Raw genomic sequence first — 22900 nt, 5'->3', positions numbered from 1 at the left:
GACAATTCTTTTATTCATCCTTCATGACTTTTCAGGAAACACTGATTCAAATTCTCACCCGATTTTCGGAAACCGATCCGGTCTTAGTCTGGCTCTTTTTTGCGTTCTCTAATTTTGCCGAAAACGTTTTTCCACCGTGGCCTGGAGATACGATCACCGTCTTTGGCGGTTTTTTGGTCGCGAGGAATTTGGAATCCTTTGGTTGGTTTGCGCTTGTTTCGAGCACATTGTTCGGAAATATCCTGGGCGCCTGGGTAATGTATCGATTCGGAAACGTCTTTTTGCATTGGGTGAAAAAGAAAGAATTTCCGTTCAAAGATTCTCTCTATGATGAAGAATCGATCGAAAAAACCCTGTCCTGGTTTCATAGAAACGCGATCGCGGTCGTTTTGTTTAGCCGGTTTTCGGCGGGAATTCGATTTTTTGTTTCCATCGTCGCAGGAATGGTAAAGATGAATCCGATCGTTTTTTTCGGATGTTTTACGATCGCCGTTTTTCTTTGGTGCGGTATGTTGATCTTTTCCGGATTCTATCTCGGTTCCCATTGGGAAGCCGTTTTGGGTTTTTTAGAAATTTATAATAGAATCATCTTCGGTCTGATGATCCTTCTCGCGATTTTGTTCTTCTGGTATCGAAAACAGAAAAAAACCGCAGATCAAAAATCTTAGGTTAAAAGATATCCAATCAAAAACGGCAGTCCGCTCGAGCTCCGTCGTTTAGAGTTTTTTAAAAAAAATCCTTCGTAAAATTTTATTCGAGACGGACTTGAAGTCAGTTTACAACTTTTTTTCCAAAAAACACCGCCGCGTTCTCGCAACACAATGAAGATCCTGTCTCGAAGTTCAAGAATGTAGGAACTCACACAGATTAGAATCTACTAAAGCATGATTCTTAGGTGATCTCTTCTCTATCGAGCGCTTTTTTGAGTCCTTCTATGATCAGATCCTTTTCATCCTGATAATCGCCCGGAAGCGTGAGATTCTGGATCCATTCCATAAGAGCGGGCGGATCGATTACTTTTCCTTCCATCCATTCTCCCGCCATATCCGCGACTACTCGAAAAACGGCGGAAGTATCCAAGATCCCGTTGTCTTGTAGAACGACGGCGAACCCCGGAGCTCCTTCGGTAAGAATATAAGAATGAATATCCTTTTGTTTAAACGGATCGATTCCCGCCGGAAGAGCGCTTTGGACATTCCAGTGCATCTCCTCTTCCTCGGGGCCGTGTGTGGTTTTGTTGATGAGCACCAAAGCCACCGAATTCAGATCCCCGTGGATCTTACGATTTTCAGCGCCGAGTTCCGCGATCGTTTTGGCTGCGTCTCTCGTAATCGCGTCACGTCCTAAAAAGTTCAGACGATACAAGTAGTCTTCCAATTCTTTTCCCGACATCTTTCCCGAAAGAATGTACTGATACAAAAGAAAGATCAGATAATCGCTTTCCGTATTGTCTCCGATCAAAATTTCTTTGGACTGAGTCGGAAGATACAAACGATCTCGAAGAAGAATTGTGAGTTTATAACTCATCTGATCAAACAAACTCTGAAACGAAGCGCCGGCAAACTTTCGGATTCTTTCCATCGATCCCAAAATTCCGTCGGTGATAAATTTTGTAGGATGTGTGACGGAATCCCAAAACTTTTCCACGATTCCTTTGATCGTTCCTTCCAAGTATTTGAGGTGTAAAGATTCCGTCTCGATCGAATGGCTTCGGATCGTCGATAAAAGGGTTCTTCTAAAAAAATGAGGACTGGCGGAAATAAAACAAAGCGGAGAATCCTCGGTCGCAAGACGGATTTCCCGATAAAGCGCGGGCATTCCGGGAAGTGCTAGTTTTTGCTGAGGTGTTTCGAATAACGTGGAAAGTTTTCCCTTGTTGGAATGGATGTCCGTCGCGAGATACGTCTGATCGATATCGGAAGTTGTCACGTAACCGGTGAAATTTTCGGGAAGAATTCTAAGCTTTCCCTTTCCGATCAGAGAACTTCCGGAAATTTCGCTCTTTCCCTTTTGGTTGAGATAGGCGATGTCTTTCGTAAACTGTCTGTAGGAATCCAATTTTTTAAAAAGAATTCGAAAGGAATATTTTCCGGGTGGTAAAGGTTTTGTAAATTCGTGAAAGAAAAATCCTCCGTCGTCTCCTTTGATCTCCGGGGATTGATGGACCAGGGTCTCCGATTCGTCCCAAATCTCCGCGACTAAGATCGGTTTTCGAACCGGCTCCAAACCGTAATCCAAAAACGGAGTAATTTCCAGATCCTGACCATCGAACAAACCGGTCAAAAGATCCCAGCGAGAATCATCCCGCATCTCTTCCGTGATTCCCGCGTCCACAACCTGACCGCGAATATAATACCGATTCTCACGACCCAGGGTTCCCCCGCAGATCGCGATCCTTTTTTTATCGACTAACTTTGCCGTTTCTGCTTTGGAATCTGGTTCTTCGCTCACTGTTCTTGAGTCCGCCTCTGATTTTGATAGATGGGATGGATTGAAAATTGTACCGAATCGCTCAGAGAGTGAAAGCATAAAAAATGAAATTCTTTGTTTTCCGTACTCGTAATCAAAAAAACACTGGTACGTAAGAAGTGAGCCCGGATCGTATGAAAAAAAATTCCGTCAAATCCGGCTATTCCGGAGCAAAAACGATCTATATCCGAAAGCTGAGGTTTGAAGAAGCCCAGGAAAAACTAGAAAGGGAGATCCAAGAGGCCTTTTTAGCCGGGGAAACATTCGTGGAAATCGTCCACGGAATCGGGGAAGGCATCCTCAAAAAATTAACGGTCGATACCATTCGATCCCACGATTTTTTGAAAGAAGTGGACTATTCTCAGTACGGAATTTCCAATCCGGGTTCCACACTGGTCGAAGTATTAGGTCCCGATAAGGAAACTCTCAAAAGGTATCTCAAATGATAAAAAACAGACTGGAGATTTTAGACGTAACGTTGAGAGACGGAGAGCAAACCAGGGGAGTTAGCTTTTCGACATCCGAAAAGCTGAATATTGCTAAATTCTTATTACAAAAATTAAATGTAGATCGGGTTGAAATCGCCTCCGCCAGAGTTTCTAAGGGAGAATTCGAAACGGTTCAAAAAATCATAGAATGGGCCGAAAGTGAAAAACTCACAAACAGAATCGAACTCCTCGGATTTGTGGACGGAAACAAAACCGTGGATTGGATCCGAGACAGTGGCGCCAAAGTTTTGAACCTTCTGACCAAGGGTTCTCTCCATCATTTAGAGAAACAATTAAACAAAACTCCGAAGGAATTTTTCACGGATATTTCCTTTGTGATCGAATATGCAAGAAAGAACGGACTTCGAGTCAACGTCTATCTCGAAGATTGGTCCAACGGTTTTAGAAACAGTCCCGATTACGTATTGTCTCTTGTGGAACACTTAAGCAAGGAGAATATTGAAAGAATCTTTCTTCCCGACACGTTAGGCGTTCTTTCTCCATCGGAAACCTTCCGAGGGGTAGATTCGCTTGTGCAAAAGTATCCAAATCTTCATTTTGAATTTCACGGACACAACGACTACGATCTTTCCGTTGCAAACAGTCTCGAAGCGATTCGCGCCGGAGCCAGAGGTTTACACGCTTCCATAAACGGATTGGGAGAACGGGCGGGAAACACTCCTCTGGAAGCCTTGATCACGGCGATCCATGATAAATCGGAAGCAACGACTCAAATCAACGAACCCGCGATCACAGAAGCGAGTCGACTCGTGGAAGTTTTTAGCGGAAAAAGAATTTCAGCCAATCGTCCGATCGTCGGGGAAGACGTTTTTACACAAACCGCCGGTGTTCACGCGGACGGTGATAAAAAAGGAAATCTCTACGCAAATCCGATTTTACCGGAACGATTCGGCAGAAAAAGAAGTTACGCGTTAGGCAAACTTGCGGGTAAGGCCAGCATCTCCGAAAACGTAAAACAGTTGGGAATGGTGTTGAGCGACGTGATTCTCCAAAAAGTTTTGGAAAGGGTGATCGAACTCGGAGACCAGAACAAACTCGTGACTCCGGAAGACCTTCCGTTTATCATAGCGGACGTTTCCGGAAGAACCGGAGAAAAAGTAATCACAATCAAGTCTTGTAATATACATTCGGGAATCGGAATCCGACCACACGCACAGATCGAAATCGAATACCAAGGAAAAGTTCATAAAGAAATTTCCGAAGGGGACGGCGGTTACGACGCATTCATGAACGCGCTTACAAAAATCACAAATCGACTTGGGATCACGGTCCCAAAACTGGTCGATTACGAGGTAAGAATCCCTCCGGGTGGAAAAACGGACGCGCTCGTGGAAACTATGATCACCTGGAATAAATCCCAGGATTTAGAAGAAGACCTAACTTTCAAAACGATGGGAGTACATCCGGATCAAACGATTGCAGCCGTTCACGCGACCGAAAAAATGCTCAATCAGATCCTTCAACCATGGCAAACCTAAAACTGTTACTCGTTGGGATCGGAAACCCCGGTCAAAAATACACAAACAATAGACATAACATCGGTTTTGTGATTTTGGATTCTTTTCTAAATTCATCCTCCGGAAGTTATCAAGAAAACTCGAAGTATTCTCTCGCGCGAACCGACGAGGATGGAATCACTCTTTTTTATCTCAAACCCCTGGAATTTATGAATCTTTCGGGGAAAGCCGTCGCTGAAATCGCAAAGAAGAATGGAATTCTTGCGGAGAATATTCTTGTGATTCACGACGAAATCGATTTCGAATTTGGAAAACTGAAATTGAAGGGAGGTGGCGGTCACGCGGGCCACAACGGGCTCCGGGATATCGTGGAAAAGTTGGGTTCCAACTCATTCTTTCGTCTTCGTTTTGGAGTCGGAAAACCCGCAGACTCTGCGGAAGTGGCCGAATACGTACTTTCCAATTTTAAACCGGAGGAAAAGGAAAAAATTCCGGAACTCGTCAAAGCCTCTCTGCAAAAAATCTCCGATTGGATCCGAGAAAGGAAAAACGGATTTCAGAAACTCACCGATACTAAATAGGACAGGCGAAGTCGATATTCTTCCTTTTCAAAAAAGGAGATAGAGATTCGCCCGTTTTTTCGTTCGTTTGAAAACCCTTTGGGACTTAAAAAAACCGGGATTAAAATTCAAAACGATCGAACTCAATTTAAAACGGAGTATTCCATTGGGCGATTATCCATTTCGACTTCCTCAGTTTTCATCGGCTTCTCAGAACTTGGCGGCTGAAAAATTCATAACGTATCTTAGAATCGAAAAAAATTATTCTCAAAACACGCTCAACGCTTACAGCATCGATCTGAAATTCTTTTTTGATTTTTGTGAAAAGGAACAGTTGGACATCCTACAGATCGAACCCGTGGACATTCGTTCTTACTTTGCTTATCTCGCAAAAAATAACGGACTGGATCGACGATCCCAAAGTAGAAAATTATCCTCTCTTCGAACCTTCTACAAAGTATTGCTCCGAGACGATCTCGTTACTTCCAATCCCGCGGTGCAGATCAGTTTTCCAAGGGTTCGAAGAGATATTCCAAAAAACTTTCGAATCGGAGAAACCGAAGAAATCCTAAGTTTCGAAGCGGAACGAACGTCTGAAATTTTGGATATTCGAGATCGAGCGATGATCGAAGTTTTGTATTCTTCCGGACTTCGCGTTTTTGAATTGGTAAACGCGAAACTTTCGGCGCTTTCCAAAGATCTAACCATTCTCAAAGTCCTTGGAAAGGGTCAAAAAGAGAGATTTGTATACTTTGGAAAGGAAGCAATCCATTCTCTGGAAAAATATTTAGAATACAGGACTCATTTTTTTCCTGAGACTGAGGAAATTTTTCTGAATCAAAAAGGAAAGAAACTGACGACCCGAGGCGTACGTTATATTTTGAATGAAAGAAGAAAAAAAATGGGATGGGAAAAGACCATCACTCCCCATAAATTCAGACATACGTTTGCTACCGATCTTTTGGACGCGGGAGCGGATATTAGGGCGGTGCAGGAATTGCTCGGGCATTCTTCGCTTTCCACAACTCAGATTTATCTGAGCGTGAGTAAGGAAAAAATCAAAGAGGTTTATAGAAAAGCTCATCCCCATGCCAGAAAATAAAATTCGTTCCACTACCATTCTTTGCGTCCGTAAAAACGGAAAAGTCGCCATCGGAGGAGACGGTCAGGTTTCTATGGGAAACACCGTCATGAAACAATCCGCGAAAAAAGTAAGAAGACTCTATGACGGAAAAATTCTTTCCGGTTTTGCCGGATCCGCCGCGGACGCATTCACACTTTTTGAACTTTTTGAAAAGAAAGTGCAGGAATTCGGAGGAAGTCTTTCCAGAAGCGCCGTCGAACTCGCAAGAGAATGGAGAATGGATCGTATGCTTCGTAGATTGGAAGCCCTTTTGATCGTAGCCGATAAGGACGAATCGTTTTTGATTTCCGGAACGGGAGACGTGATTTCTCCCGATGAAGGTGTGATCGCGATCGGATCCGGAGGAAATTACGCGTTAGCCGCCGCTCGAGCGCTTTACGATCACACCGAACTTTCCGCAAAAGAGATCGTAGAATCTTCCATGAAAATCGCAGCCGATATTTGTATCTACACCAACGATCATATTACCATCGAAGAAATCCTTTAAAAAAAATATATATGACAGATTCTCACAAAGACCAGGAACTCATCCTTTCATCCGAAGAGGAACTCACACCTCGGCAGATCGTAACCAAGCTGGATGAACATATCATCGGACAAAAAAACGCAAAAAAAGCCGTAGCCGTCGCGCTACGGAACAGAACTCGCCGTAAAAAACTCGATCCCGAAATGCAGGAAGAGATCTATCCTAAAAACATCATCATGATCGGACCAACCGGCGTTGGGAAAACTGAAATCGCAAGAAGACTTTCCAAACTCTGCGGGGCCCCCTTTCTTAAAGTGGAGGCCACAAAATACACAGAAGTCGGTTACGTCGGAAGAGACGTGGAATCCATGATCCGAGATCTTGCCGTAATTTCGATGAATCTTGTAAAACAGGAATTCAGAACCAAGGTCGAAGAAACCGCAAAACAAAAAGCTGAGGAAGCCTTACTCGATATTCTGCTCCCCTTTCCGGGAGAATCCAAACAAACCTCCACGCAAATATCAGGTTTTTCGAATACTCCAATCGCGGATGAAGAAGAAAGAAAAACACACTTTCTCGAAACCAGAGAGTTTATGAGAAAAAAATTGAAAACCGGAAAACTGGACGAACAAGAGGTGGAACTGGATCTGCCGAATCCGAGCGCTTCTCAGATTCCGATGTTGCAGGTTTTTGGAGCGGGAAATTTAGACGACTTAGACAATCAATTGCAGAATGTTCTGGGAGATATGCTCCCCAAAAAAAATAAAAAGCGAAAACTGAAAATTCCCGAGGCCCTCAAGGCTTTGGAAGAATTCGAAGCGGAAAAGTTGCTCGATCCGGACAAGGTACAAAGAGAAGCGCTTCGAAGAGTGGAAGAGATGGGAATTATCTTTTTAGACGAGATCGATAAGATCGCAGGAAGAGAAGGAAAAACCGGAGCGGACGTTTCGAGAGAAGGTGTCCAGAGAGATCTGTTACCGATCGTGGAAGGAGCCACCGTAAACACAAAGATCGGCCCCGTAAAAACCGATCATATCCTTTTTATCGCGGCGGGTGCGTTTCACATGACCAAACCTTCGGATTTAATTCCCGAGTTACAGGGAAGATTTCCGATCCGCGTCGAACTGGAAAAATTATCCAGAGAAGATTTAGAAAAAATTCTTACCGCGCCTCGTTCTTCGCTGACAAGACAATACGAAGCGCTTCTTGCAACGGATTTGATTCGTGTGGAATTCACAACCGACGGAATCCAAGAGATCGCAAGAATCGCCTACGACATGAACGAAAAACACGAAAACATAGGCGCCCGAAGATTGAATACGATCTTAGAACGTCTTTTGGAAGAATTGAGTTTTGAAGGCCCCGATCTTCCGGAAGAAAAACGAAACGTAAAAATCGACGGAAAATATGTCCTGGATCGACTCCAAGGTGTGATTCAGGACAAGGATCTGAGTCAATACATTCTCTAAGCAAAATTAGAATCTTTGAATCTTTCGTTTTCAAGAAATGATTTTTGAAACTAAGAGTATAGATTCTATTTGACGAACTTTCCAAAATAGGGATGCTTTGCGCTATGCTTTGTATCCCAATCTCTTTTAAAAAAATTCTTATCTATTTCTCCTTTGCGATCGTTCTGATTTTTTCAAACGGTTGCGAATGGGTTCAAAAGACCTTGGTAGAAGTGTTAGGCGCTCCGGACACATACAAGGCAGAAGGTGATCCCAATCTCATCCAACCGAATTTTTCCGGGAAAGACGAACAAAAGGAAAAAATTCTCATTTCTCTCAAAGAAGTTTCCTCCGGTTTTTCACAACCTACTGACCTCCAATTTCCTCCGGGAGAATCCGAAACGTTTCTTGTCGCCGAACAAAAAGGAAAACTCCGTTGGGGAAAAGTCCGAAAAAATGAAACTGGAATATTATTAACTTTGAATGTATTATCCGAAGCGGAACAAGGTCTTCTCGGTTTGGCCTTTCATCCCGATTTTGCAAAGAATGGAAAACTCTATCTCAACTACGTTCTGAAAGTTGGCGGAAAGGACACAAGCCGAGTTTCAGAATGGATCGTGTCTTCTCCAAAAGATTTACCAAATTCTAAGATTACTTCCGAAAGAATTATCATGGAAGTGGCTCAACCATACCCGAATCACAACGCGGGACAACTCGCCTTCGGTCCGGACGGATTCTTATATGTAGGCTGGGGCGACGGAGGATGGAAAGACGATCCTAAAGAAAACGGACAAAATCCAAAAACATGGCTCGGAAGTATGTTGCGTATCGACGTAAATACAACGGAAAACGGAAAAGGTTATAAGATTCCTGCGGACAATCCGTTTGTAAACGACTCGTGTTGTGCGCCGGAAACGTTCGCTTACGGTTTTCGAAATCCTTGGAGATACGGCTTTGATCCCCAAGGAAGATTGATCCTCGCCGACGTAGGTCAGGATCTTTGGGAAGAAGTGGATATCATCGAAAAAGGAAAGAACTACGGTTGGAATACAAAGGAGGCGACTCATTGCTTTGATCCAAAACAAAACTGCGATGAAAAGGGTCTTATCGATCCGATCTACGAATACGGAAGAGAAGAAGGGCAGTCGATCACCGGCGGTTACGTATATTCAAACAAATCGATTTCGCAGTTAAACGGAAAATACGTTTTTGCGGATTTTGTTTCCGGAAGAATCTGGGCCTTAGATTTGCCCGACGAATCCGGAAAACCTGCGAAAAAAGTTTATACGTTGGGAAAATGGCCGGTTTTGATTTCTTCCTTTGGAAAAGACGCTTCCGGCAAAATCTATCTTACCGATTTTGGAAGCGGCAAAATCTACCGCCTCGATCCGAAGTAAATTTTTCATTTTCGGATCGTATTCGAGATTTTTACTTAGATTCGAAAAAGAGAAAATCAGAAATCCATTTTCAATCCGGAAATCGGATATTTCATATACACCGTTGTAGTTCTCGCTCCGGATGTGATCGTAAGAAGATCGAGAGGATTGAGACCGATGCTGTAAAATCCTTCGTCGATCATCGCAATTCCAAAACCGGCGCTTTCTTTTTCGTTTAAAAATTCGGGGCGAAAAAAATCGGCGGAATTTCCTTGATCGAAAAGTTCTTTGTGTTTTTGTCTGGATTCTTGAATTCTTTCAAAATCCAAATGATGGATCGGAGAATCGTTTCGAATTCTAAAACTCAATTCTTCCTTGGTGATTCGAATCTTCAAGGAGATGTTCATATTGTATTTTTCAATCTTGCTGCGAACGTCGGAAAGAAAAACCTTCTCGCTTTCCGTTAAAACTTTCTTTTTAGTTCTGATTTTATCTTCCAAAGAAAGAACCGTTTGAACCTGTTTTTTCACCTTATCGGGTACGATATAACGGTGCATCGCATCCCGTAAGAGCGAGGTTTCCATGATGATCTCTAGGAGTTCTTCCGCGTCTTGACGACTGGTCTCTCCTTGTTCTAATTTTTTTAGGAGTTCATCTCGGAAGATAATGTGGCGAATGTTTGCCTTGATTGCGTTTAACAACGCTTCCATCAAACCGCTAAAGAGATGAAAGCCGGCTAACGGGTTGGCTCCGATTTCATCTAAAATTCCGTTTACAAGCTCGGAAAGAATATCTCTCGTAGGTTTTGTCAGACCTTTGAGCTCAAGGTGAAAGAATTTTCTCTTTTTGAGATCCTCGATATTTTTCAGGATCTCGCTCCCTTTGAGCGCTGTTTTCTGGTTTGCCATATATCCCCACCGAGTTTTTTAGGTATCATTGATGCGCAAAGTCTTTTACGCAAGTTTGTTTTAAATCATGAAACCAAAATCCGGCATTTTTGAATTGATCACACCGGACCTCGGAGATACGGACAAGATCGAACTCGTTCACTGGAATTCGAAGCTTGGTGACTCCATAACTCCCGGTCAAGAAATTTTAGAGCTCGTTACCGACAAGGCTTGCTTCCCAATGGAGTCTCCGGTGAAAGGGAAACTAACGCAAATTATAAAAGAGCAGGGATCCATCGTTCGCAAGGGCGACGTTTTAGGAATTCTGGAACTTTTTGAATCCGAATGAAAATTCTTCACCTCTCAGATCTTCACTTCCCTACACAAATTCCTTTCTTCCAATTAAAAGGAAAGATGATCGTAGGTTATCTAAACTACACGCTTCGAAGAAAGAAAAAATATCCTTCTTATATTTGGAATTCCATTTTGAAAAGTGTCGAAACCTTGAGACCCGATGCGATCGTCATATCCGGGGACATCACAAACGTCTCTCACGAAAAGGAATTTCAGGTTGCGGGGAAAATATTAAGCGAACTTCCTCAGGATCGTGTTTTTTATATCCCCGGAAATCACGATCGTTACACAAAACAAGCAGTAGGCGAACATCCTCTTTTCGAAAAATACTTTTCGAAACTTTCAGGCGATACCATTTCACATAACGCAGATTATATTCGTATTAAAAAAATCGGCGGCGTATATTTTGTAGGGTGGGATTCCAGTCTGCCTCTTTCGATTCTCGATGCGTATGGAAGAATTCAACCCGAGGTCGTATCCGAGACTCAAAAAATTCTTAGGGAAAAAAAGATCGAAGATTACGTATTGGTCTGTCATCATCCGATCTGGAACCCGGAAGAAAGACAGGAGACGGTTCACCATCGTTTGCGAAATCGGGAAGAGATCGCCTCTCTTCTTAAAAGTTTTCCACCTCTCGCTTTTTTACACGGCCACGTGCATACAAATTGGGTCAAAGTTCCGGGGCAGCAGATGCCGTATTATGTGGTAAACTCCGCGTCCAGTACCCGGCTTTCCGATTCGAGACACGAGTGCGGATTTCATCTTTTGGAAATCGAAAAACGAAATCTTAAAATTCAAAGATATACTTACAACCCAGAACAGTCTAAATTTACGGAAGCTCCCTTAGTTTCGTATTCAGAAAAGGAATAAAATGGCCGCCATCGAAGCAGTAAAAATTCAAAGAGAACTTACCAAAATCAAACATCCCGAACTCAAGAAAGACATAGTCTCTCTTGGAATGGTAGGAGCGCTCGATATTCAGGAAGGGGAAACTAGCATTCTTCTCAAAACGCCGAATCAAGACAGAAGAATTCAGATCGGTCTCGAGGCTCAAATCCGTCAGTCGCTCACAAAACTCGAAGGTGTAGGCAAGGTAAAGATCAAATTCGAAGTCGATCCAAAACTCATATTAGATGATTCTAATAAAATTCCGGGTGTTAAAAATGTGATCGCGATCGGATCCGGAAAAGGCGGAGTCGGAAAATCAACCGTAACCGTCAATTTAGCCGCTATGGCGGCTTCTCTCGGATACAAAGTGGGAGTTTTGGACGCCGACATCTACGGTCCATCGGTTGGAAAGATGTTCGGAGTCAACGGCCGCGTTGCCTTAAAAGCCGAAGAAGATAAAATTTATCCACTTGAAAAAGATGGACTCAAAATCATTTCCTTCTCTTTTTTGATCGATGAAAAACAACCCGTCGTTTGGAGAGGTCCGATGCTCGGAAAGGCCATCGAACAGTTCTTATACGATATCGTCTGGGATGATCTCGATTATCTTTTTATCGATCTTCCTCCCGGAACGGGCGACGTTCAACTTTCTCTCGCACAACTCATCGATCTGAACGGAGCCGTGATCGTAACAACTCCACAGTCTGTCGCGTTGTTAGACGCTAACCGCGCATCGGCGATGTTTACTCAAGTGAAAGTTCCGATCTTAGGCGTCATAGAGAATATGAGCGAATTCATTTGCCCCAAATGCGGACATGCTTCTGCCATATTTAGCAAAGGAGGAGGCCAGAGATTGGCAGATTCTTCGGACGCGCGTTTCTTAGGTGGCATCCCTTTGACAATGGAGATCATGAACGCTGGGGAAGACGGAAAACCTGTAATTTTAAAAGATAAAAACGGTCCAATCTATCAAGCCTACAAAAGTATCTTCGATCATCTCAATGAAGAAATAAAAAAGTGGGAATAATAGTAGGATTTGAGTCTGTTGTACATTATGAGACGGGAGGTGAACCTTGAAGTTTGAAAAGGGATCCGATAAGAACCCAACGGGCAATTTAATAGTTTATTGCAACGTGTTTGGTGAAAACCCTCTCAGCCCCGGAGGAAAGATCATCGCGTCTAACGTTGTGGTGAGCTTTCTGAAAATCGGGGAAAACTTTCCCGTAGTAACTTTCCCGCCGGTTTCTCTGGACAGTTACGACGAGCTCAAAAGGGTCATATCCGAGAATATAGACAAATACGACGTTATCAAAATTCGCGATTTCGAAATGCCCGCTTCCAAAGAAGCGTCTAACGATTACATTCAAGAAAGAATGGATCAATTCAACAGTGTAGTGATCAAATATGTGGAAATCTGTAAAAATCGCGAAGTCGGAACCGGACAGGTTCATTTTCCGGAAGAAGAAAGCGGAGTCCGGGAATACCTCGACGCACTCGCAAATCTTTCGTTAAAGATCAGAAGATCGACCGGGATCGCAAGAGAAGCTTCCTTGATCAAAATGGATCAATTGGTGGAAAACTTTTCAACAAAACATCCGGAATTCGATTTGGATAATTTTAAAAAGGCTCTTTCCTTACCCGGACAAACCGGAGAAGAATTGATCGGTCTTTATCTTCAAAAGTTCAACGCGATTTCAAAGGAAAACTATGAAGACGCGTCCACTTTGAAGAAAAAAATCCACGATATCGAATACTACGCTTAACAAAACGTTAGTTACTCTTCTTGGTTTTTTGGATTCCATCTCGGATATAGATCCAATTCTATACCTAAAAGTCTAAAAATTCTTTCGCTGATAAAATCTCCCAGATCATCCAACGTTTTAGGCATTTGATAAAATCCGGGCGAGGCGGGAAGAATCGTTCCTCCGGCGTCGTGGAGTTCCAACATATTCTTCAAATGAATTCGGTTGTAAGGAGCTTCCCTCGGAACCAAAACAAGGGTTCTCCTTTCTTTTAGAGTTACGTCGGCCGCCCTTTCGATCAGATTCTCCGTCAAACCCGCGTTAATCGAAGCGATCGTTTTCATGGAACAAGGAAGAACCACCATCGCCTTCCAAGGGTTGGATCCGGAAGCGATATCGGCTCCGATGTCCGAAAAATTACGGATCAAAAATTGATGGGAAGAATTTGCGATTTTATATTTGGTAAAAATAAATTCCAAGAGTTCTTTGGAAGAAGAAACCTTACAATCCATTTCCTCTCGAAAAACGCGAAGTGAAGCCGGACTACAGATGAGAAAAGTCGAACCTTCGATCGTGGAAAGTGCGCGGATAAATCGTTCCGCGTAGATGGAGCCGCTCGCACCGGCCATTCCTAAAACAAGTTTCATCGGAGCTCCTAATCTGTTGAAAAATCTTAGTCACGGTTTTTATCGGAAAAAAACGAATCGATTTTGTTTTTTGCAAATTCTCAAAATAGAAGTTATCTCGAGGAGAAACCGTAAGAGCTCCTACAAATTCCACCTTGGAAACAAACGTCGATTGCAAAGAACGTTTCAAAATTTTTCAAAAAAAACTCTCGATTCGTTTTAAGAATTCTTAGGAATCCCTTTTTGTTAGTTCGACTCGATATTGGATCCAATCAGAATCCAATTCTTACCTTAACTTCCCAAAATCACCCCGTAAAAAAATCGATCCACGAGCAATCCTCCAAAAAGAATCAGAGAAATGTAAGAATGGATCTGGTAAAACCTCGGCGGAAAAAAATTATCACCCGAGCGTCTCACAATCTTGTGTTCTTGGAAAAGATAATAGGAAGTGATCAAAAGAAAAAATAAAAAGATCGGCCCCAAACCGGATACGATTCCCGCCGCGAATAAAAGAACGACACAAAGAATGTGATTGGCCGCAGCGATCCAGAGAGAATTTTTTCTTCCGAACTTTGCCGGAACCGAAAACAATCCTTCCTTTTTATCAAAGTCCTGGTCTTGAAGCGCGTAGAGAATATCAAAACCCGCAAGGTTGAACGCGAGTCCGAAAGTCCAGAGAAGGGGCTCTAAGACGATTTCTTGACGAATCGCAACCCAAGTCGCAAGCGGTGCCAAACCGATCGAAAAACCGAGAATCCAGTGACAAAGCCAAGTAAAACGTTTTGCAAGAGAGTAACCCAAAAGAATCAAGAGGGTCGGAAACGAAAGTGCAAACGCCATCGAATTGATAAACGCACTCACAATCAAAAAACCAATCGAAGATAAAACGACAAAAAGCACGGCGGAACGAGTCGAAATTTTTCCGGCAGGAATTTCCCGATCCACGGTTCTTTGATTTTTCGCGTCGATATCCCGATCTACGATCCGATTAAATCCCATGGCCGCAGATCTCGCCAAAACCATGGAAATCAAGATAAGAAAGGAAAGGATCGACCATTCCAATAAAGATTTTCCGTAGGTTTTGAGAAATGCCAGAACGAATGCAATTCCCGCAAAAGGAAGCGCGAAAAGAGTGTGTGAAAACTTGATGAGACTTCCATACTGCTTCAGGGATGTTAGACTAAAATTCATAGTTTGGGTCGGACTCTTGCCTTGTGTTGAAAATCGAAATGATCTCCAAAATTCTTTTCCTACACAAAATCAAAGAGAAAGCTTAAAAATCGATGATTTTTTCTCCGCTCTCAAAAGGATACGCTTATGACCCAAACTCTAACCGCGGTTCCGGTTTCAACGGAGTCGATTCGTATTTTTTTAAAAAAAATCATAGAAGATCCAAAGATTCATTCCCGCTGGTTGAACACGATTTCTTTTTTGGAACACATGGGATCCCGAAAGATTCTAATGACCCAAAGCGATTCCGGAATGGGGGAAATGATTCTCAGACACGCATCCGAAGAAGCAAGACACGCTCATTTTTTCAAACGGATGAGCGAACGAGTTTCTCCCGGCTCCTGTCCGGATTATAAACCCGAAAATCTTCACTGCGGTTTTCCGGCGTTTTCGTATTTCCAAAGACTGGACGCGCTCGTTCTCAAAGGACTAAACACTTCCGGAATCCGAGGCAAAAAACAATCAGTCCTTTCCTATCTCTATGTAACCCATCTCATCGAAGAAAGAGCGGATTTTCTTTATCAGGAATACGATCAAATCCTCGAAAATAGCGGAATCGCGGTCAGCCTCAAATCGATCATCAAGGAAGAAGAATCCCATCTCGCGGATATGAAAGGAGTTTTGGCTGCGGAAGACCCTGACTACAAAACACGTTATGCGCGCTTTGAAGAAATGGAAAAGAAGAATTATCTAAAATTCCAAACTTCTCTTTTGAAATCGGTCGGACTTTTTTCTTAATTCGATGAAGGATCCGGTTTTAAAACGAGTCGTTCTCGCGGTTCTTATCCTCTTTGTCTTCGAAGTTTCCCATATATTTTCGGAAACTGGAGGCCTCAAGGATCGTCCGGTGAGTATCGCGCTCGTTTGTGAACCTTCCTTGAAAGCCGATAAGATTCGGTATTACAAATCGACTTCCTTATTTTTCAAAAGGCTCAAGGCGCAAAGAATTCAGGAGAATGGAACCGCATTCTTGGTGGGTTTTGGCGCCTTTGCAAACGATACTCCGACCGAGCAACTCGCACACGCGACCGAAAACGGCTATGATCTCTACATCTTTTCCAAAGAAGCAAAAGAGAATCTGCCCGACGCCAATGTGTCCGGAAACATTCCTTGGATTTCCTTTGTCGTTGAAAAAAAGGTCGAGGCTCCTAAAAAGCAAAAGAAATCTCCTTCAAAAAAAAATTCATCGAAAGTTTCCAAGTCTGCGAAGAATTCTTCAAAGAACAAAGCCAAAACTCCCGAATCGCAAAAGTCAAAGACCGTTTCCGGAAAAACTCTAAACGAAAAGAAAAGCAAAACTTCCAAGGACAAAAAGAATTCTAAAATTCAAGAATCAAAATCGGAAGAAAAACCATCGAAAGAAGAGATGGCTACGATTTCTTTGGGAAAGGCTTCTTGGGAACTGAGTTTTGATTCTTTAAAATTTTGGTTCTCCACGAACACCGATCCCCAAGAAATTCCTTTCGAACTCGATCGAGTTTCTTTTTTATTGGGAGAAAAAAGCGTGGAAGAATGGGCTTCTCTTTTGGAAGGAAAAACCGAAAATTCATCTTGGATTCGCCTTTTGCCGCAACCGCAGGATCTGCGTTTTAGCGAAGGAATTTATTACACGGGCTGCGCGTCCCCTTCGATTCCAAATGGAATCTCCGTTTTAAATTTTTTCTTTCGCGGAAACCGGTTGATCCGTCTGAAACAGGAAAGTTTTTCGCTGAACGGCGACGGTTCCGGAAAGTCCTGGGATCTGGAATAACCGATTTTACTTTTCGGTTGACCCCTGTCCGGAAAATCTGGACTCCATGAGTCTGAATTGCGGCATCGTCGGCCTTCCCAACGTAGGTAAATCCACTATTTTTAACGCCCTTACAAAAGCGGGCGCGCAGATGGAAAACTATCCATTCTGCACCATCGAACCGAACAAGGGAATCGTAGAAGTTCCGGATTCAAGATTGGATCGTCTTGCTGAAATCGTAAAACCTCAAAAGATCGTTCCCGCCATCATCGAATTTGTCGATATCGCCGGTCTTGTAAAAGGCGCGAGCCAAGGGGAAGGACTTGGAAATAAGTTTCTTTCCCATATCCGAGAAGTGGACGCGATTTGTCACGTTGTGCGCGCTTTCGAAGACGACAACGTAACACACGTTCACGGAAAAGTAAATCCGGTCGACGACGCTGCGGTTGTGAATCTTGAATTGATCTTTGCGGATTTGGACAGCGCCGACAAACAGTATCAAAGAGCCGCAAAAAATGCGAAGAATGGGAACAAAGAAGCCCAGGAGATCGCGTCCGTTTTGGAAAAGATCCTGGATCTTCTAAAGGCCGGAAAACCCGCAAGACTCGCTCTTCCGGATATGAAAGAGGAAGAAAAAAAACTGGCGAAGACTTTCCAACTGATCACGCTCAAACCCGTGATGTATGTCGCAAACATCGCCGATAAAGACGCGGCAAAAAAAGACACACCGCTTCTTCAGCAAATTCGCCAAATGGCAAAAGAAGAAAACGCCGAACTCGTCATTCTCTGCGGTCGTTTTGAAGAAGAAATCTCCGGTCTCGACCGAAACGAACAACTCGATTTTCTCCAAGAGATCGGTGAAACTGAAAGCGGCTTGGATCGTATGATCAAAACCGCATACAAACTTTTGGGTTTAATCACATTCTTCACCGCTGGAGAAGTGGAAGTCAGGGCTTGGACCACACCCGTAAACAGCACCGGCCCCAAGGCCGCAGCCGTGATTCATTCCGACTTTGAGAAAGGTTTTATCCGGGCCGAAGTGATGAGTTATGAAGATCTAGATCGGGCAGGAAACCAGGCAAAGGTAAAAGAAGAGGGTAAGTTAAGAATCGAAGGAAAAGAATACGTCGTCCAAGACGGGGACGTGATTTATTTTAGAATCAACGCTTAGGTTCAATCCGGCGACTACGTCCTGATTCTTCCGTTATATTTTTTCTAAAACTTTTCGGACTCATTCCAACGTTTCTTTTAAATGCGGTATGAAATGCCGATAGGGAATTGAAGCCGGATTCATATGCAACGTTGAGAACGTTCAGATCCGGTCTTTGCCGAAGTAAGAGTTTTGCCTCCTCGATCCGATAAACGTTCATTAAGCTGTTAAAATTCAAATTCAAACGAACGTTCAAAAATTCGGAAAGTTGATGCGGGGTCATCGACAATCGATCCGCCAAATTTTTCAGCGTCAAATCCTCTTCTAAAAATATTTTTTCGTCTTTCATCAATCTGACGATCCCTTGTTCGATCGAAACTACGTCCACGTTTTTTAGAGTGGTCCTCTCATACTGGATTCTTCGTATCGTTTTTGAAACAATGTTAAATGTGATCGGAAATTTCTGGCTGATAAAGAACGTATAATAAACGATCGCGCTCAAGGATAATAGAAGCGCCCAATAGAGTCTTTCGAACGAAATTTTATCGATTCCCGACAAAGTCCTGACTCCCAGCAGAACTCCGACCGAACAAGCGATCATAGCTAGAATAAAAATCGCCTGAATATGAATCGGCCAACCTCCTTTGAAAAAATCGTTCTTAAAAATCTGAAAATATTTCCTCGCCAATATGAAAACGTAGACCGCAGGCGAAATCGGCACGAAAACATACAATAGTCCGTAACTGCTTTCATAATTAGAATCGACATCACGAAAGGACTCGTTACCGATACTGATCTTCAAAGTATGAATCATCCAAAACAGAAGATAAAAAACCGCAGGTATAAAGTTCAGATAGATTCTTTTTTTTTGGAGAATTTCGTCTCCGATCAAAAGATTAAAATAGAGATAAAGAAGCGGACCGACGGAAAGAGTTAGGAAAATTTCCAGTAAGAAAAAGTGAGAATATTCACGCAAAAATCCTTCGAGTAGAAAAACCCCCTTTAGAAGAAAAAAACTCATCGAAAAGAACAAACTAGAAAGAATCCAATTCCGCTTTGCAAAACCGTTGATGATCTGGGAAACTCCCAGCAAAAATGCGAGTCCGCCACTCAAATAAAAAAGAAGCATCATACGAATCATTCGGTTTCCTTTTTCAAAACGGTCAAAACGAAACGATCAAACCCGCAAAGTGTATTCGATCCTAAATTCTTTTCCAAGCTCATTTTTCCGTTTAAATCGATTTCGTCTGTTCCGTTTCTAATTTCGAAAAACGGATACTGAATGGAACCTGTTCACGTTTGAAATAACGAATATCTCATTCGTTTTCGGTTACACATCTGACTTCCTTCGTAACTCCCGTTTTTGAATATGCTTCCACAGTCCCATCTGCGAAAGAAACGATAAATGCCTGCGTAGAATCGGGTAGAAACGTTGTCGCGGTCCAATAGTCTCCATTTTGAGTATTTGGAAAAAAGTTTCCCGATCTTTCCACTAGTGCAGGATCGTTAAAGTTATGGTCCACCAAAGTCCTCAGTTCATTGACGCTCGGAAGTCTCCAAGGATTTCCGGCGGGACCAAGCCCCAAACCGGTGCAATGGGAAAGCGCATTCTTCCAATTGCTTGGCGCAAAACTTCCGGTCAAACACCCCGTCCCGCTAAGTCCTTTCGAGCATTTACGCCAACGTAGTTTCGTAAGCGTATCTTCGATCGTTCCGTCTCCTCGATCTATCAAAGTGGACGTCAAAAGTCCTTCTCCACGAGGCCACTGTCCTCCGGAGACACAACGAACCCGAAACGAATCTCCGCCGGCTCCGGAACTGTTATTCGCGTCATAGGAGAATCCGTCCGAAAACTGGAGAAACCAAGACCCGGTTCCATCCGAGTTTTGAGTGTTCGACCAAAGATCGATACTTCCTCCTTGGTTCGGAAAGTAAGTCGATTGAATCAAAGGTGGTAAAGTTGTGCCGTAAAATACCAAGGTTGCCAACTCTGAAATTTTAGGTAGCCTCCAATTTTTAATTCCCGCATAACCGCTTCCCGAGTTCAAAGCAACACAAGAGGATTGTGCCACGGGCCATTTCATGGAGACACCGGAACCGCTGCAATAATTAGGTGCCGTGACATCGCTTTGTCCTTGGAGACAGGTCTTCCAAACAAGTCCCGTAATTTTATCCTTCGTAGTATGATGATAGGATGGGCCGATCGTTTCGGGTCCGCCAAAAGATCGCTGATAAATAAAATTCCCATACTGGGCCGGAAATCCTGACAAAAGACCTCCCAGGCCGTCGTCACAAGAGTATCCTCCGGAATTATCAAAACAAACCATTCCAATCCCGGTTCCCGAAATAGGAATGGTTTTTCGGAGCAGAAGCAAATAATCTTTTGTAAGCGTAGGGATCAAATCATCAACGATCGTATAAACGAAAGAACCAATATCGTCGAATGGATTTCCCGTTACTTCAGAAATTTGCGGAACCGCTGAAATACGAGCTGAAGTGCCGGAAGAATAGAGCGCAAAACCGGCAATGAGATTGGCGGCAGGATCCGAACTAGCTAAAACGGAACCGAACGGAAGATCGATTTTGATTTTTGAATCAGAAGTGACGATACCAAAAACGTCCATTTCAAGACCGGTGAAAGAATTCGGAAAATTAAAATATGTAAATCCCAAAACCTTGGAACAAACCACCGGAATGGTAATGGATCCACCGGCAATCGTTCCGATCGAAGGCGGACTTGTATCGAACGAACAGGTTTGAGATAAATAAGAATAGGGCGCAGCTACCGTGGGTTGTTCGGTAATCGTAACGACATAGTTGGAATGATCGGTGATCGCCGTAGGAAACGTTCCGATTCCGTCCGAATCGAACCTTAACTCTTCGACTCCGTTATTCGTTAACTTTAACCCCAGTCCTTGCAAACCGGTTACGTTTACTTTTACGAAATAAGAATTTGTGACGCAAGTATATTCGACAGTAATTCCCGAACCGGAAATACTTCCTTCATAAGGAACCGAGCCTGTAGGAGAACAGCTTTGATTCGGATTGATCGGATCTTGATCGACCACAACCCTATAACTCCCGCCATCCGCGACTCTCGTCGGAAACGTGTAAGTCGCCGTCGAGGGGGAAGCAGGAATTAGAATTTGTTCGGAGTTATTTTTGAAGATCGGCCCCGTCGCGCTTCCTGTTCCCGCAAGCCCTATCACTTTTATGTGTACGTCATAGGAATTCGTAGAACAGAGGACCAAAACGGTTATATCACTCCCGTCGATCGTTCCGACAGAGGGAGGATCGGCGGGCGGGGTTCCAAAAACGGAACAGGTTTGATTCAAACCAGGTGCGCCCGGTTGTTGCGGAAAACCTATGCTGTAGGCGCCGCGATCGGCAATTTCCGTCGAAAACGTGTAGGTTCCGTTAGACGGAATCGATATTTGTTCCAGGTTATTTTGAATCTTCAGATTACTGCCTGAAAGTCCGGTAACATTTAGATGAACCTTATATAAACTAACTGAACAAATCACCTGAATGGTGACATTGGATCCCCAGACAAAACCGACGGCGGAACTAGGAGCCTGAACCGAACAGGTTTGATTCAAACCCGGTCTGCTCGGTTGTTGCGGAATGCTGATATTATAACTACCGCCATCGGCGATCGGAATGGTAAACGTATCCAATACCTCTGGGATCGCCGCGGGTGGAGTCCATGTCGGTCTCGGAATGAGTCGGTCCTCTCCGTTGTTTCGGATGACAAGTCCGTCACCCGTAAGTTCTTTTACGTTAACCGAAACCAAGTAATTAGTTCGAGAACAGACGATATTTACGACGACGTCGGATCCCGAGATCAATCCGCTATTCGTTCCGCTCGGGGAACATACCTGAGAAGGGGGACCTCCGATCGGCGTTTCAACGGTCACGTCGTAATTTCCTCCGTCTGCAATCGGAGCGGAAAACGTATAAGAGCAGGAAGAAGTAGAGCAAGAATCGATCGTAATCGGGTTCGTTCCGTTGTTCTTAACGACAAGACCAAGTCCTGTTCCGAACAAACCGCTAACGTTAATCTTAACGGAATAGGAGGAGAAAGAACAAACTACGACAAGAGAATCGATATCGAAAGCTGCGATAAGTCCGGTCGCATTCCGAACCGAGCAAACCTGCGCGAGAGGAGTGGAGACCACTGTAACCGTATATTGTGATCTTTGCGGAAGGAGCGAGGGAAATTGAAATTTACCGTTCGAAGAAATAGCCAACGTCTCCGAATTTGAATTTTCAGAATTTTGAATCTTTAATACCAAACCCGGACCGTTCAGTCCGATCACCTGACCCGATACGGAATGAGAACCAAAGGAGGGGCTTTGATCAAAAATGGAACCGATAAAACCGAAAAATGGAGAACTGGAACGATTTCCCAAACAGTTTGCACAAATCAGAAAAACGCAAATGAGCCGAAGCAACTGAAAGCAAATCTTTCGTCCTGCGAAAAGTAAATATTGTACGGTCCAATGATTCATTCTATGACTCCCCGACAAGTGACTTCGCTTAACAAAAACGTTTCACAAGATTCTTATTAAACGAATTAGAAGAATGGAATTGTCGAAGGATAAATATATAGATTCATTGAAGTTAAATCCTTCAGGATGATAATCCTGAAATGTTTTTTACTTAAATGGAAGAACGGAGAATCACATCTGAAAATCCGGCTCCCGATAAAACCAAATAGAATTGGACGATCTTGATTAGAATCGGAATCAACAATCAAACAAAGATAAATCCTTTGCGATCGATTTGGCCTATTTAAAATTTTTATAAAATTCGGTTAATTTTTTCAAAAACGGTTTGACCGGTTGAGTGACGTAATTAATTTG

At 43.3% G+C, this 22900-nt stretch carries 21 protein-coding genes; 15 read left to right on the top strand and 6 right to left on the bottom strand.

The genetic code is table 11. The features are described 5' to 3' along the window. Positions 1-23 precede the first annotated feature (23 nt). Positions 24-668: a DedA family protein gene (locus JWG44_RS01190; RefSeq protein ID WP_205273145.1), complete on the top strand. Its 645-nt coding sequence runs from the start codon at positions 24-26 to the stop codon at positions 666-668. 223 nt (positions 669-891) lie between these two features. Here JWG44_RS01190 and JWG44_RS01185 read toward each other — a convergent pair whose 3' ends face one another. Next, a complete protein-coding gene (locus tag JWG44_RS01185; RefSeq protein ID WP_205273144.1) occupies positions 892-2451 on the bottom strand; it encodes a phosphatase domain-containing protein in 1560 nt (519 codons plus the stop codon). 152 nt (positions 2452-2603) lie between these two features. Here JWG44_RS01185 and JWG44_RS01180 point away from each other — a divergent pair, with 152 nt between their 5' ends. From JWG44_RS01180 to JWG44_RS01150, 7 genes are all read left to right on the top strand, one after another. Next, on the top strand, positions 2604-2915 hold the full coding sequence (locus JWG44_RS01180; protein WP_205273143.1) for a Smr/MutS family protein: 312 nt from the start codon (positions 2604-2606) through the stop codon (positions 2913-2915). Continuing rightward, a complete protein-coding gene (cimA, locus tag JWG44_RS01175) occupies positions 2912-4456 on the top strand; it encodes a (R)-citramalate synthase CimA (protein WP_205273142.1) in 1545 nt (514 codons plus the stop codon). Before JWG44_RS01180 ends, cimA begins: the two co-directional genes overlap by 4 nt. Then, a complete protein-coding gene (gene pth, locus JWG44_RS01170; RefSeq protein WP_205273141.1) occupies positions 4444-5016 on the top strand; it encodes an aminoacyl-tRNA hydrolase in 573 nt (190 codons plus the stop codon). The genes cimA and pth overlap by 13 nt, the downstream gene beginning before the upstream one ends. Before the next feature lie 145 nt (positions 5017-5161). Then, complete coding sequence (gene xerC, locus JWG44_RS01165) at positions 5162-6097, top strand: tyrosine recombinase XerC (RefSeq protein WP_205273217.1); 936 nt, start codon at positions 5162-5164, stop codon at positions 6095-6097. Next, the gene (hslV, locus tag JWG44_RS01160) at positions 6084-6626 is read left to right on the top strand and encodes an ATP-dependent protease subunit HslV (protein WP_205273140.1); all 543 of its coding nucleotides are present in this window, start codon (positions 6084-6086) and stop codon (positions 6624-6626) included. The genes xerC and hslV overlap by 14 nt, the downstream gene beginning before the upstream one ends. Positions 6627-6637: 11 nt before the next feature. Beyond that, positions 6638-8074, top strand: a complete 1437-nt coding sequence (gene hslU, locus JWG44_RS01155; RefSeq protein ID WP_205273139.1) for an ATP-dependent protease ATPase subunit HslU — start codon at positions 6638-6640, stop codon at positions 8072-8074. A 104-nt stretch (positions 8075-8178) separates the two neighbouring features. After that, entirely contained in the window at positions 8179-9450 is a 1272-nt protein-coding gene (locus JWG44_RS01150; protein ID WP_232371423.1) for a PQQ-dependent sugar dehydrogenase, read from the top strand. Between the two features lie 56 nt (positions 9451-9506). Here the strand turns inward: JWG44_RS01150 and JWG44_RS01145 are convergent, their stop codons facing one another. After that, entirely contained in the window at positions 9507-10337 is an 831-nt protein-coding gene (locus JWG44_RS01145) for a hypothetical protein (RefSeq protein WP_205273137.1), read from the bottom strand. A 67-nt stretch (positions 10338-10404) separates the two neighbouring features. Here JWG44_RS01145 and JWG44_RS01140 point away from each other — a divergent pair, with 67 nt between their 5' ends. Genes JWG44_RS01140 through JWG44_RS01125 form a run of 4 tightly spaced genes read left to right on the top strand, consistent with a single transcriptional unit; the run spans position 10405 to position 13321 of the window. Further along, positions 10405-10665 carry a lipoyl domain-containing protein gene (locus JWG44_RS01140; protein WP_205273136.1) on the top strand — a complete coding sequence of 87 codons (261 nt, stop codon included), beginning with the start codon at positions 10405-10407 and terminating at the stop codon, positions 10663-10665. Continuing rightward, complete coding sequence (locus JWG44_RS01135; protein ID WP_205273135.1) at positions 10662-11540, top strand: metallophosphoesterase family protein; 879 nt, start codon at positions 10662-10664, stop codon at positions 11538-11540. The genes JWG44_RS01140 and JWG44_RS01135 overlap by 4 nt, the downstream gene beginning before the upstream one ends. A 1-nt stretch (position 11541) precedes the next feature. Next, positions 11542-12585 carry an Mrp/NBP35 family ATP-binding protein gene (locus tag JWG44_RS01130; protein WP_205273134.1) on the top strand — a complete coding sequence of 348 codons (1044 nt, stop codon included), beginning with the start codon at positions 11542-11544 and terminating at the stop codon, positions 12583-12585. A gap of 46 nt (positions 12586-12631) precedes the next feature. Continuing rightward, positions 12632-13321: a hypothetical protein gene (locus JWG44_RS01125; RefSeq protein ID WP_205273133.1), complete on the top strand. Its 690-nt coding sequence runs from the start codon at positions 12632-12634 to the stop codon at positions 13319-13321. 11 nt (positions 13322-13332) lie between these two features. Here the strand turns inward: JWG44_RS01125 and JWG44_RS01120 are convergent, their stop codons facing one another. Both JWG44_RS01120 and JWG44_RS01115 read right to left on the bottom strand, forming a co-directional pair. Then, complete coding sequence (locus tag JWG44_RS01120; RefSeq protein WP_205273132.1) at positions 13333-13947, bottom strand: UbiX family flavin prenyltransferase; 615 nt, start codon at positions 13945-13947, stop codon at positions 13333-13335. A gap of 270 nt (positions 13948-14217) precedes the next feature. After that, on the bottom strand, positions 14218-15117 hold the full coding sequence (locus tag JWG44_RS01115; RefSeq protein WP_205273131.1) for a 4-hydroxybenzoate octaprenyltransferase: 900 nt from the start codon (positions 15115-15117) through the stop codon (positions 14218-14220). A 126-nt stretch (positions 15118-15243) separates the two neighbouring features. On the opposite strand from JWG44_RS01115, the gene JWG44_RS01110 reads away from it, so the two are divergent. From JWG44_RS01110 to ychF, 3 genes are read left to right on the top strand one after another with little or no spacing between them, the layout of a single operon-like run. Further along, positions 15244-15894: a ferritin family protein gene (locus JWG44_RS01110; RefSeq protein WP_205273130.1), complete on the top strand. Its 651-nt coding sequence runs from the start codon at positions 15244-15246 to the stop codon at positions 15892-15894. 4 nt (positions 15895-15898) lie between these two features. Further along, complete coding sequence (locus tag JWG44_RS01105; RefSeq protein ID WP_205273129.1) at positions 15899-16906, top strand: LIC11612 family fibronectin-binding protein; 1008 nt, start codon at positions 15899-15901, stop codon at positions 16904-16906. Between the two features lie 46 nt (positions 16907-16952). Then, positions 16953-18056 (top strand): redox-regulated ATPase YchF, encoded by a 1104-nt coding sequence (gene ychF / locus JWG44_RS01100; RefSeq protein ID WP_205273128.1) that lies wholly within the window; start codon positions 16953-16955, stop codon positions 18054-18056. On the opposite strand, the gene JWG44_RS01095 is transcribed toward ychF, so the two are convergent. Both JWG44_RS01095 and JWG44_RS01090 read right to left on the bottom strand, forming a co-directional pair. Continuing rightward, positions 18046-19176 carry an AraC family transcriptional regulator gene (locus JWG44_RS01095; RefSeq protein ID WP_205273127.1) on the bottom strand — a complete coding sequence of 377 codons (1131 nt, stop codon included), beginning with the start codon at positions 19174-19176 and terminating at the stop codon, positions 18046-18048. The two genes, ychF and JWG44_RS01095, sit on opposite strands and share 11 nt — an antisense overlap. Before the next feature lie 175 nt (positions 19177-19351). Then, a complete protein-coding gene (locus tag JWG44_RS01090) occupies positions 19352-22447 on the bottom strand; it encodes an Lcl C-terminal domain-containing protein (protein ID WP_205273126.1) in 3096 nt (1031 codons plus the stop codon). Positions 22448-22900 lie beyond the last annotated feature (453 nt).

Source organism: Leptospira ainazelensis (assembly GCF_016918785.1).
Lineage (GTDB): Bacteria > Spirochaetota > Leptospiria > Leptospirales > Leptospiraceae > Leptospira > Leptospira ainazelensis.
This window is presented reverse-complemented; position numbering and strand designations above follow the sequence as displayed.

Coding starts and splice junctions, on each gene's coding strand:
- JWG44_RS01190 (WP_205273145.1), top strand. CDS start 24: ATGACTTTTCAGGAAACACTGATTCAAATTCTCACCCGATTTTCGGAA.
- JWG44_RS01180 (WP_205273143.1), top strand. CDS start 2,604: ATGAAAAAAAATTCCGTCAAATCCGGCTATTCCGGAGCAAAAACGATC.
- cimA (WP_205273142.1), top strand. CDS start 2,912: ATGATAAAAAACAGACTGGAGATTTTAGACGTAACGTTGAGAGACGGA.
- pth (WP_205273141.1), top strand. CDS start 4,444: ATGGCAAACCTAAAACTGTTACTCGTTGGGATCGGAAACCCCGGTCAA.
- hslV (WP_205273140.1), top strand. CDS start 6,084: ATGCCAGAAAATAAAATTCGTTCCACTACCATTCTTTGCGTCCGTAAA.
- hslU (WP_205273139.1), top strand. CDS start 6,638: ATGACAGATTCTCACAAAGACCAGGAACTCATCCTTTCATCCGAAGAG.
- JWG44_RS01150 (WP_232371423.1), top strand. CDS start 8,179: ATGCTTTGTATCCCAATCTCTTTTAAAAAAATTCTTATCTATTTCTCC.
- JWG44_RS01145 (WP_205273137.1), bottom strand. CDS start 10,337: ATGGCAAACCAGAAAACAGCGCTCAAAGGGAGCGAGATCCTGAAAAAT.
- JWG44_RS01140 (WP_205273136.1), top strand. CDS start 10,405: ATGAAACCAAAATCCGGCATTTTTGAATTGATCACACCGGACCTCGGA.
- JWG44_RS01135 (WP_205273135.1), top strand. CDS start 10,662: ATGAAAATTCTTCACCTCTCAGATCTTCACTTCCCTACACAAATTCCT.
- JWG44_RS01130 (WP_205273134.1), top strand. CDS start 11,542: ATGGCCGCCATCGAAGCAGTAAAAATTCAAAGAGAACTTACCAAAATC.
- JWG44_RS01120 (WP_205273132.1), bottom strand. CDS start 13,947: ATGAAACTTGTTTTAGGAATGGCCGGTGCGAGCGGCTCCATCTACGCG.
- JWG44_RS01115 (WP_205273131.1), bottom strand. CDS start 15,117: ATGAATTTTAGTCTAACATCCCTGAAGCAGTATGGAAGTCTCATCAAG.
- JWG44_RS01110 (WP_205273130.1), top strand. CDS start 15,244: ATGACCCAAACTCTAACCGCGGTTCCGGTTTCAACGGAGTCGATTCGT.
- JWG44_RS01105 (WP_205273129.1), top strand. CDS start 15,899: ATGAAGGATCCGGTTTTAAAACGAGTCGTTCTCGCGGTTCTTATCCTC.
- ychF (WP_205273128.1), top strand. CDS start 16,953: ATGAGTCTGAATTGCGGCATCGTCGGCCTTCCCAACGTAGGTAAATCC.
- JWG44_RS01095 (WP_205273127.1), bottom strand. CDS start 19,176: ATGATTCGTATGATGCTTCTTTTTTATTTGAGTGGCGGACTCGCATTT.